The sequence below is a fragment of the Streptococcus sp. OH4692_COT-348 genome, from assembly GCF_003859975.1.
Classification (GTDB): Bacteria; Bacillota; Bacilli; order Lactobacillales; family Streptococcaceae; genus Streptococcus.
Map to the genome: position 1 here is coordinate 1 of NZ_RQZB01000047.1, position 687 is coordinate 687.

1 protein-coding gene is annotated in these 687 nt (G+C 27.1%); it reads left to right on the plus strand.

Translation table 11 applies throughout. The features are described from left to right. Positions 1-48 precede the first annotated feature (48 nt). The coding region (locus EII37_RS10800) for a helix-turn-helix domain-containing protein (protein ID WP_142997537.1) at positions 49-687 on the plus strand (639 nt) is incomplete at its 3' end.

The following is a 687-nucleotide window of genomic DNA, read 5'->3' on the forward strand; positions in this document are numbered from 1 at the left end:
TAATAAAGATATTTAATTTTACTTTTTGTTGGGAAAGTGGGAAAAGTTATGAAATCAAATCTTGGTAAAACACTCCGAAAAATTCGTATTGGCAAGCAAATTAGTTTATGCTCAATTGCAGATCAACATCTATCGAAATCTCAAATTTCTAGATTTGAACGAGGTGAATCTGAAATATCTTGCAGTCGTCTTATCAATATATTAGATAAATTACATATTTCTTTAGATGAATTCCTTATTTTACACAATAGTGAGCACATTAGTAATAAAAATTTTTTTGATTTGATTCACTACATCAGAAAAGAGTACTCGGCACAAAATATTACTAATATTACTTCTCTACTCTCTGACTCATCAAAGTTTAACTTAAACCCTATTGAAAAAACTATGGTTAAATCAATAATCCATTCAGCAAATAATACATTTAAACCAACTAAAGACGAGATGTTGCAGTTGACAGACTACCTGTTCAAAGTTGAAGATTGGGGATACTATGAAATAATTCTATTAGGCAACTGTGTTAGAACAATTAACTATGATTCTTATTTCCTATTAACACGAGAAATGTTAAAAAAATATATCTATTCTACTCTAAATAAAAATAATAAAAAGTTAGTTGCTCAACTTGCTATTAACTGCTTGATTTTAAGTATTGATAATAACAAATTTCAAAATTGTGAATATTTA